At 49.0% G+C, this 9,905-nt stretch carries 7 protein-coding genes and 2 pseudogenes; 5 read left to right on the top strand and 4 right to left on the bottom strand.

The window, feature by feature from the left end; translation table 11 throughout:
* Positions 1 to 23 precede the first annotated feature (23 nt).
* Positions 24 to 1,229, top strand: a complete 1,206-nt coding sequence (locus JD108_RS21760; RefSeq protein ID WP_228728244.1) for a hypothetical protein — start codon at positions 24 to 26, stop codon at positions 1,227 to 1,229.
* A gap of 314 nt (positions 1,230 to 1,543) precedes the next feature.
* Positions 1,544 to 2,026: pseudogene (locus tag JD108_RS21755) on the top strand (multicopper oxidase domain-containing protein); the annotation flags it as partial.
* Between the two features lie 308 nt (positions 2,027 to 2,334).
* Here JD108_RS21755 and JD108_RS21750 read toward each other — a convergent pair.
* The 3 genes from JD108_RS21750 to JD108_RS21740 form a co-directional block, all read right to left on the bottom strand.
* Complete coding sequence (locus tag JD108_RS21750; protein ID WP_198827981.1) at positions 2,335 to 3,630, bottom strand: helix-turn-helix domain-containing protein; 1,296 nt, start codon at positions 3,628 to 3,630, stop codon at positions 2,335 to 2,337.
* A 5-nt stretch (positions 3,631 to 3,635) separates the two neighbouring features.
* Positions 3,636 to 4,217 carry a DUF2306 domain-containing protein gene (locus JD108_RS21745; protein WP_198827980.1) on the bottom strand — a complete coding sequence of 194 codons (582 nt, stop codon included), beginning with the start codon at positions 4,215 to 4,217 and terminating at the stop codon, positions 3,636 to 3,638.
* Between the two features lie 113 nt (positions 4,218 to 4,330).
* Positions 4,331 to 5,524: a transposase gene (locus JD108_RS21740; RefSeq protein ID WP_198826671.1), complete on the bottom strand. Its 1,194-nt coding sequence runs from the start codon at positions 5,522 to 5,524 to the stop codon at positions 4,331 to 4,333.
* Positions 5,525 to 6,044: 520 nt separating this feature from the next.
* Between JD108_RS21740 and JD108_RS21735 the strand changes: the two are divergent.
* From JD108_RS21735 to JD108_RS21725, 3 genes and pseudogenes are all read left to right on the top strand, one after another.
* A pseudogene (locus JD108_RS21735) lies at positions 6,045 to 6,323 on the top strand (response regulator); the annotation flags it as partial.
* A 5-nt stretch (positions 6,324 to 6,328) separates the two neighbouring features.
* The gene (locus tag JD108_RS21730) at positions 6,329 to 7,969 is read left to right on the top strand and encodes a methyl-accepting chemotaxis protein (protein WP_198827978.1); all 1,641 of its coding nucleotides are present in this window, start codon (positions 6,329 to 6,331) and stop codon (positions 7,967 to 7,969) included.
* 25 nt (positions 7,970 to 7,994) lie between these two features.
* Positions 7,995 to 8,501, top strand: coding sequence for a YbaK/EbsC family protein (locus JD108_RS21725; RefSeq protein WP_198827977.1), 507 nt, complete (start codon positions 7,995 to 7,997; stop codon positions 8,499 to 8,501).
* Positions 8,502 to 8,627: 126 nt separating this feature from the next.
* Here JD108_RS21725 and lhgO read toward each other — a convergent pair whose 3' ends face one another.
* Positions 8,628 to 9,824 carry an L-2-hydroxyglutarate oxidase gene (lhgO, locus tag JD108_RS21720; protein ID WP_198827976.1) on the bottom strand — a complete coding sequence of 399 codons (1,197 nt, stop codon included), beginning with the start codon at positions 9,822 to 9,824 and terminating at the stop codon, positions 8,628 to 8,630.
* Positions 9,825 to 9,905: the final 81 nt, after the last annotated feature.

The following is a 9,905-nucleotide window of genomic DNA, read 5'->3' as shown; positions in this document are numbered from 1 at the left end:
AAGAAGTAATGGAGTTCGTCCATGTGACGAGGAGCGGAGGCGTTCACTGCGGAGTGCGTCATATCCGGAAAGACGAAGACGGCGAATGGCGCACAGATGTGGTCGGGCATAAAAGAGCTGAGGATTTCAAGGTAGCCATCGTATCGTCGCGTTCGCATTTCAATATTACGACGTATTCCCAAATCCCGCTTACCCCGTACATTGTCAGCTTGCTCATACGGGAAACAGGCCCGATGTATGACGATGGCATCCGTATCGAAGCGGAGCCAAAAGAGGTAACGGAAGAAAATGCCGCGGAGCTTGCCTCCTTAATCAACTGCCAGAAGTATAATTTTATGCCGGTCATCTATGTGAGCAAGCAGTTTTTTGGCGGTACGTATCTGACGGATCCGCGAAGGCTGGCTCAGAAACTGGCCGGGCTGGCCCATGTCTATTTCGAGACCGATACGAAAGTTTCTACGATACTGCGGGCCTTGACCGACGGGAAAAACGCCTACAACGGCTCTATCGGCATCTATTGGCAAAATCACAATTACAAAAGATTTTTGTTAAATGACACGGATGAAAATATTAGTCTAAAAATCCAAAACTACGTCAAGACCATATTAAATACGCGGAAAACCGCTGACGAGTGCCGCTGGTCCTATGTTCAACACTTGAAATATCAACGGGCAATTGATCGGTACCGCGAAGGCGAAGCCGAAAACACCGTACTGATCGATTACGCGTTACAGGAAAACCAGGAACTACAGGAACAGGTCAAAAGCCTGGAGGCCGAAAACTATTATTTGCGGGAACGGCAGCAGATGTTTTTTTCCAATGAGTTGGACGAGCAGAGACCGTTGATCTTCAAAGGCGCCGAAGCAGAACTGTTCGCCAGCGAGCAGGCAGAACTCATCCTGGAGATCATCGAGGAGAAACTCAGAAGCGGAAGCTGTTCCGTACGCATCCGCAATATGCTGGAATCGATTTTGGAAGCCAACGAAAGAACCAATAACAAGGAAACGTTTTTGGCTCAGGTGAAAACCGTGCTGACGGAGCCAGGCGGCCTGTCGAGTCAGGGAAAACGGGAACTCGTTAAACTCGGGTTCGAATTGACCGAAGAAGGGAAACATTACAAGCTAAAAATTAAGGGTGACGATCGCTATCCGCATCCCATTGCCAAAACGCCAAGCGACGTCCGCTCCTCGGAAAACAACTTTTCCCAGTTCAAAAAACGGTTTTTTTGAAGCGTTGTCCGCGGTATTCGGCATCCCCCGAATGAGGCATATGTAGGTGGAAACACCGAAGAAGGGGAAAAAAATAAAAGTAGCCGGCCTTCCACTTCGTACTGTTGTTAGCTATACGATTTTGAACCGTTTATGCGGGAAGGGCCCTTCAGGCGTGTTTGGATAGTCAAAATAAAAAGATTGTCTGTGAAGGATGGGGGGCGCTGGCCCCCTTAAATTTTTAAGTCACACCGGCAAATAGACGCTATGCCAATATTGGGCAAGATGCCGTACCACATCGTTTTAAACTCGTAGGTCTTGAACTGCCTATCGTTCCGTCCGATTACGGTAAGCCCGTCGCAAACGACGTCACAGCAGCGAACGAATTCGATCGGGAATTCCAAATGATTCTCGGAAACGAAATGGGATTTTACAACGGCAAGTTTCATTTTCTATGGACGATCAATGGAGATGTGTATCCCCGGGTTCCGACTTTCGTCGTCAAAGAAGGAGATATCGTCAAAACGACGTTTGTGAATAAGAGTTTGGCCGAGCATCCGATGCACCTGCACGGACATCATATGACAGTTTTGAAGAGAAACGGCGAGAAGGTGAAAACGCCGTGGCTTACCGATACGTTAAACGTCATGCCGGGCGAGTCATATGAGGTCGCATTTATCGCGGATAACCCGGGCATGTGGATGGACCACTGCCATAATCTGGATCATGCGGCGACAGGCATGATTTTGCATCTCATGTACGATCACGTGCGTCCTTCTTATGAAGTAGGGACACGGTCTGGAAACTTGCCTGATTAGAAAATGGGAAGCAAAAGGAGGACGAAGGAGCTGCCGGGCATGCTCCTTTGAATTTTTCGCCAGTAAGAACAAAAAAGCATCCCTTCTCCTATTAATAGGGAAGAAGGAATGCTTGAGTCACAAAAGTCAAAAGAAAGGAATATCCCCTTTACAAATCAACCTCTGGGGTCGTCCGTGTAAGGTTTTATGATTGTAGGCTTTGACGAAGACGTATGATCATGGGTTCCGACTTGCGGTGCAACGAGCAAAGAGCAGACTAGGGACAAAGAAACCGTTGTGAGAAGAGCCAACTTTTTCTTCATTTGATTTCACTCCTTAAAATTTACTTTGTTTACATTATTATACACTTCTTTTATTCTTCCTAGAAGATCTAATTTAATATCTTTCCCTTGTTCGTGGTACAAAGTTAGAATTTCTTCGGAACATTCCATAATATCTTTTCGGGAATTGATTTTAGCGAAATAATGCATGCTTTGCAGATATGCTTCAACACCATCATCAAACGACCCTTGGTTTATATAGAAAGCCGCTTTTTGCCTGAAGTATCTTCCTAATTCGGAAAAATTATAGGGAGTGGTGAAATCATATACGAAATTATTTTCCTCGTGCTCAATAAGTTCTCGGATCGCATCAGTGGCATTTATTTTGAGAAGTGTCTCCATAAGGATGTTCACCCGATGCAATCGATTGATTTTCGTTGCTTCGCTCACACACTCTCTTAATAAGGGGATCGCTTCATCATACTGTTCTTTGTTAGAGAGTATGATTGCTTTGTAATACTTTAATCTCTCAATTACAAAGCGATACCCCAATTCTTCGTACATTCGAAGATGTTCTTCCAATCCAAGAATGTTATTCATCCTAAAATAAGAATTGCAGATTGCCCAAGCAACCCTCTCCTTTGTTTCATTGTTTGTGGTATCTTCGGCATGTCCCATCTTTCCAAACTCGATGCACTTCTCATATTTTTTCAAGTCATGTGCTTGGAAAGCCATCTGATAGTATAAGTTGACTCTTTCTTCCTGATCCAAGAAATCCGTGTAATGAAGTGCTTCTTCTCCAAGGCGAAAGGATTCCTCCAGCTTCTCCAAATCATGCATTTGAAGGAGGAATTTTTGCATCAACCCTCTCGCAAGGAAACGCTGCATTCCACGTTCCCTCGCATATTTGATGATGACATCATACAAGGGCAGCTGATAACTTTTGTCTGTCAGAGAAACGACGAAGTTATACAGTCGCTCTATCAAAACATGGCTCTCTTCATAAGAGGTCTGGAGGAACCGTAAAGCAACTTTCGTGACCAATGGAATGTTGGTCAACTGAATAGCCTCATGGATGAGCTCGAGTAGGACATCTGGCCGCTCATCAATTTCTATGTAGTGTTCGATGATTTCGGCAATGGGAATACCGAGGGTTTTCGCAATAGGCATAATCGTTTTTAACTCTGGACGTTTGGTCTCCCCGCTTTCGACCTTTGAAATAACCCCTTTGGATACCCCTGACACCTTTGCCAGTAGTGAAATACTCTGATTCGATTGTTCTCTATATTTCTTTATGACATCACCGATGGTTGTAAATTGAAGAGTACTAACACTTTCCCCCATGGTTTTCACCTTCCAATCAAGACCATCCCTTTATTTTCCTTTAGCTTGTTTATACAAATATTAACATTTCGCATGTTTTTTGTAAATTGTTGGAATGTTGTATAGGGATGTTGAATGGTCCATTCTGCTACAAGCAGATTGAGAGTCCAGCATAACCAGACGGCGATGGTGTATGCATTGCCATAGGAAACATTCATCACATGATGTGTAATGGCTACGATGATATAAATCGTCATATTGGCAAAGGAAAGAAAGAAGCTGCGAATCATCCATTGACGATCCAAGATGATCCTTTGCTTTTTGATAGACAAATAACCCAGAATCGTCGTTCCCAGCCATAAGGTATTTAAAATCAGAAACCCGATTGTACTTGGCCATCCCCCCGTCGCAAAGAAAGAGACGAAGACGCCGGGAATGAAATTGTAAAGGATCGACAAGACGTACACTCGGCCGTTCCAACGGTGAAACTTGATCGATTTGGCCCGCACTCTTTTCAACAAGCCGAACGGGCCGGTGAGAAGCGAGAGGATCGCCAACAAAATATGGATGCGAATCATGAACAGCCAGAGGGATGTATCTGTGAGCATTTTGCATAATTCCGATTTTAGTTACAGAAAGTCAAAATCTGAAGGCTCTTTGGTTATGAAATAGGTTCATTTCCAAAAATGGGCATACCTGCAGAATTTTCGTTTTTCCGTTTTTAAGCAGCTATTTGCTTTTGCTTGCAAGCGGCGGCAAGGGCGGATATAAGTAGTACGATAGCGTTCAAATACTGATGTGTCGTCACTTTCTGGATGCCCCAGACATGCAGGTCATTCGCTGTGAGATACGATTTTAATCTGGAGTTGCAACGTTCCACACTTGTCCGTTCGTTGTATAGCTCCTTCCAGCGCTTCGTATCCCGATGCGGGCTGCTAAATCGCCGTAGGTCATCCTTTATGTCAATTTTGACCACCATGCCATAGTTGGAAGACGAGCATGCAGCCATGCCTAGCGGGCATTCGACTTTGCCTGTTGCGTGCGGGCAACGAAACTTCAAATCATCTCCGTCGGCTCCCCAATAGGTCATCGCGAATCCCATCGAGCAGCAAGGCGTTCCGTTCGATGTGAACCCGGCAGGCGGTTCCTTCTCGCCGCGTGGGTTAAGCGGAATGATCGCTTGCGCTCTCACATTGCGGGCAGCTTCGTACACTTTCAGTTGATCATAGCCCGCATCAAGCATGAAAAATCGCGTATTGGCTTTGGAGGCGATTTTTCGAATCAAACCAGGTGCCTTTTCGCCGTCGTTTACATGCGCCGGCGTGATCTCCAGCGCTAACGGCAGCTCGCTTTTCGTATCGACAGCAAGATGGAGCTTATAGCCGAACCAGGTGATCTTGTTGCCAAAAGAATCGAACTTCGCGCCCCAATTTGCATTGCCGGTTTGCTCGCTTTTGCGTTTGGGCTGCTTCTTTTCGTAAGCATGGATGGCGGCGCTGTCGATCGCCACGTGACTGCCGTCGATGACTCCGTCTTCCTGGCAGCGTTTGACCAAATCCTCAAACAGTTGCTGAGCTAAGTTTTTCTTTGTAAGTTCGGCAAACACTCGGCTTAATGTGGAGACAGACGGTGCTTCACGATCAAGCGAAAGTCCGCATTGGTAGCGAAAACGAAGGTCGGTTTCCAAGCGATGATGCAGGGCGGTAAACGTATGAATGTGCTCAATTGGTGCCGCCAAAAGCGCCCGCAAAATACCTTCCCTGCAATGACCGTCAGCGCCTCGGGGTGAACGACTTCTTAGTTCCTTGGCGTAAGGACGAAGATCCAGCACACCAAAAAAGATCGGCAATCGCTCTTTGGATTGCATTTTTAGTAGTTCTTCGAAGGAAAACAGACTTTCTTGGAGAATATACAAGGTGACTTCCCCCCCTTGGGTTTTCTGGTTTGATCACTTGAAAACTTCTCCAAGTCGGGGTGAAGTCCCTTTTTTATGTTTGAAAATCCTTGCCTATCAAGGGCTTAGATTTATGCAAAATGCTCATCTGTAAGAAGTTGATCCTTTCTGGCAAGAAACTTTTCGAAAGCAGGATCCACCATAAAATTCTTTGAGAATGTATGAAAGACCCACAAGATCGAGATGATGCACATGATTATGCCGATTGTCTTTTTCATATAAAAACTCCCCACCCGTGTTTTCCTCAATCCAGGCCTATTTGCCGCTGGTTGCACAAGAAAAGCCTAACAGTTTCATGTCTCAAAGGGCGGGGCAAAAAAATCACAAAACAATCAACAAGCGGTCCCAATACAGATGATCGGGTTTGTCGCTAGTTGCAGCAGTGATAAACTAAACAGTAGCTTGGAATGGAACGACTCCTTTCTCGGAAGAGTCGTAGGAGTGATAGAGAGAAAGACGGAGGAGAGGGTGGAGGGCTTTCGTGAAGGAATTCCATACGATTTTGGTCGTGGATGATGACAAAAGCATTGTCGAGCTATTGCAGGATTTTCTGGAGAACGAGGGTTTCCGTGTAAAAACCGCATATGACACCACGCAGGCCCTGGCTGTGTTTCAACAGGAGCACATTCATGGCATCGTCCTGGACATCATGATGCCGGGACAAAACGGTTTTGAGTTCTGTCGGCAGATTCGGTCGGAAAGCAACGTTCCCCTCCTCTTCTTGAGTGCCCGCAGCGATGATGTGGACAAGATTCGGGGTAAACGATGAATCGACTGCGTTTTACATCTTTGCGACCCAAATTTTTATTGATTTGTTCCATCTTGCTTCTGATACCTTCGCTGGTGATAGGGATCGTCGCCTATCAAATATCCAAGCATCAGTTGGACCAAGCGGGACGGGAGCAGATGAAAACAAGCGTCCGGCTGGCGATCGGCATGATTTCATTGCTGGACCGGGAAGTCAAGGCAGGGCATATGACATTGGAGGAAGCCCAGGAGACCTTTCGCGAGGAGATATTCGGCCCCAAAGATGCGGACAACAAGCGGCCGATCAATCCCAAATACGTGGTGGGAGAGACGGGCTACCTGTACGCTGTCAATAAAGACGGCGTCTCCGTGATGAATCCCAAAAACGAAGGGAAATTGCTGCATGGGATCGTGACACCGGACGGAGTGGAGATGGGACAGACGATTGTCGGCCTGGGCACCAGCGGCGGCGGCTATTATACATACATCTGGAACAACCCTGTGTCCGGCCGCGACGAGACAAAGGTCTCCTATGTGGAAATGGATGAAAACTGGGGCTGGATTATCGGGTCCGGGGCTTATTTGGACGAGTTTAACCAGGGATCGGGTCTGGTTCTCCGCACCCTTCTGGTCACGCTGGTCCTCTCACTCATGGTCGGTGCGGTGGTCGTGTGGCTGTTTATCAACTCCATCGTCAAGCCGATTGCCGCCATCGCCAAGCAAGCGGAACGGGTGTCGCATGGAGATTTGACGATCGAAGCCTTGCCTGAGAAAAACAGCGACGAAATTGGGCTGCTTACCCGTGATTTCAATATCATGACGGGCAACTTGCGAGAATTGATCGGTCATGTATCCGCCAGCTCCGAGCATGTCGCCTCCATGTCCGAGCAGTTGTCTGCAGGTGCCCAGCAAACGTCCAAGGCCATCGAGCAAATCGCCGCCGCCTCCCAGGAAGTGGCGATCGGGGCCGAGAACCAGGCGAGAACGACGGGCAAAACCACGGAGGTGGTCGATGATATTTCGAAGGGCATGGATCATGTGGCCGTCTCCATCCAAGCGGTCGCGGACGCTGCCCTGGATGCCAACCTGGAAGCTGCGAGAGGGAACGACGTCGTGCAGCAGACTGTCGAGCAAATGAACGCGGCCATTGAGGCTGCCCGGGCGGGAGAGCATGGCAAGGGCTTCGCTGTCGTAGCGGATGAGGTGCGCAAACTGGCGGCGCAATCCGGCCAAGCGACGGAAAAGATCAGAAGCATCATCCAAGACATCCAGAAAGACACGCAACATGCCGTGCTGGCGATTCAAGAAGGGACCAGCGCAGTGGATACCGGCAGACAACAAGTGCACCAGACCGGGGAAAGCTTCCGGAGCATTGCCAAGATGATTGAGGGCGTCTCGTCGCAGTCCCAGGAAGTATCGGCGATCGTGGAAGAGGTAGGCTCCACTACGCAAAGCATGGTGGGCATGATTGCCTCGATCTCACAAGTATCCGAGCAAGCAGCGGAAAACTCGCAAAATATGGCCGCGGCCTCGGAAGAACAGCTGGCCTCGATGGAGGAGATTGCGACCTCGGCCGCCACATTGGCCAAAATGGCGGAAGAATTGCAAAACCTGATCGGAACGTTCAAGATAGAAGAGAGCGGGTTTGTCAAACAATAGAATGGCACGGGAGTTGATAGGCAAGATGTCGATTGAAACGGTAAAAGCCCATTTTCGCCAGTGGAATCGGGAGCACGATGTGATGGAGTTTGCGACGCCGAGCGCGACTGTTGAACAGGCGGCGGAGACCATCGGCGTGATTCCGGCCCGGATCGCCAAGACGCTCTCTTTTCGCGGAGAGGGGGAGAAGGCCATGCTGATCGTCGCGGCTGGCGACGCCAAGGTCGACAACAAGAAGTTCCGGCACACATTTGGCTTCAAAGCGCGCATGCTGACGCCGGATGAAGTGCTGGAACAGACGGGGCATGTGATCGGCGGGGTCTGCCCGTTTGGGTTGAAGACGGAGCTGGACGTGTTTCTCGACGACTCTCTGAAACGTTTCGAGACGGTCTATCCCGCATGCGGAAGCGTCAACTCCGCGATCGAATTGACGCTGGACGAGCTGGTTCGCTTTTCGTCCGCAAAAGAGTGGGTGGATGTGTGCAAAGGGTGGGACGGAGCTGAGCCGGATTCGCAGGAGACGGTGTTCTAAGATGACGGAATCCTGAAGTGGCTGAATGTGACGTCACCGGACGCACCTCTCCACTTTCCAGACAGAAAAAGGGACCTTGCCATTGCAAGGGTCCCTTTTTTGCTTAAAGCCCGCTGTTTCCTCGTCTCAAATCTCATCAGGACCGGGAATATCCGCGCAGATGCTCCGGCCAATCGCGATGGATGCCGTCGCAGCGGGAGAGGGGGCATTTAAAATATGGGTGGAACGCTGATTGGTCACGATGAAAAAGTCATCCACCAATTTGCCGTCCCTGGTCAGTGCTTGCGCGCGAACGCCGTTTTCCGATTGGACCAGATCCTCTTCCCGCACTTCGGGAATCAACCGTTGCAGGCTTTTCACAAATACTTTTTTGCTCAGCGAACGAATGATCTCTTTCATTCCCTCCCCGAGGTTCTGGGAGGCAATTTTCCAAAAGGCCGGATAGGTCATTACTTCGGCAAAATCTCGCAGAACAAAATCGGTTTTATGGTAGCCTTCCCTCTTCAAACTGAGCACCGCGTTGGGGCCGGCATGGACGTGGCCGTCAATCATGCGCGTAAAATGAACGCCCAAAAACGGGAAGTTGGGGTTCGGCACAGGATAGATCAAATGCTTCACCAGGTGGTGCTTTTCCGGCTTCAGCTCGTAGTATTCGCCGCGAAACGGGACGATCTTCATCCCGGTTTGCAAGCCTTGCGCAGCGGCAATCCGATCGCAGTGCAGCCCGGCGCAATTGATCAGATAACGGCTATGGAACGTATGGTGGGTGCAATCAATCTGAAGCCCCTCGTTGTTTTCCGCAATCGCTTCTACTTTGGTGCCGAGAAATACCTCGCCCCCGCGCTCCTGGATCTCTCTCGCAAGCACGTTGGCCACTTGTTTGTAATTGACGATCCCCGCCGCTTTGACATGGATGGCTCCGATGCCATAGGCATGCGGCTCGATCTCCTTCAGTTGATCCGGCCCGATCAGCGAAACGTCCAATCCATTTTCCAACCCCCGCTTGTACAAATTGTCGAGCAGCGGCAATTCTTCCTGTTCGGTAGCCACGATCACTTTTCCGCACATTTCATAGGAGATCTCATGTGTATCGCAAAAATCCCGCAGCAACTGGCCGCCTTCTCGGGACAGCTTTGCTTTCAGGCTGCCGGGTTTATAGTAAATGCCGGAATGAATAACGCCGCTGTTATGTCCAGTTTGGTGAAAAGCGAGCGTGTTTTCTTTTTCGAGGATGGCCAGTTTGGCGCCCGGGTATTTTTGCATCAGGGCATAGCCGGTGGAGAGTCCGACGATCCCGCCGCCGATGATCACGTAGTCGTACATGGTACCACCTTTCTTTCAAACGAGTATATCTTTCAAGACAAACGCAAAACTTGTAATACAATTATAAGACAAATGTATGAC

It is taken from the genome of Brevibacillus composti, assembly GCF_016406105.1.
Lineage (GTDB): Bacteria > Bacillota > Bacilli > Brevibacillales > Brevibacillaceae > Brevibacillus > Brevibacillus composti.
The sequence above is the reverse complement of the archived record's forward strand: the minus strand, read 5'-3'. Positions and strand labels throughout refer to the sequence as shown.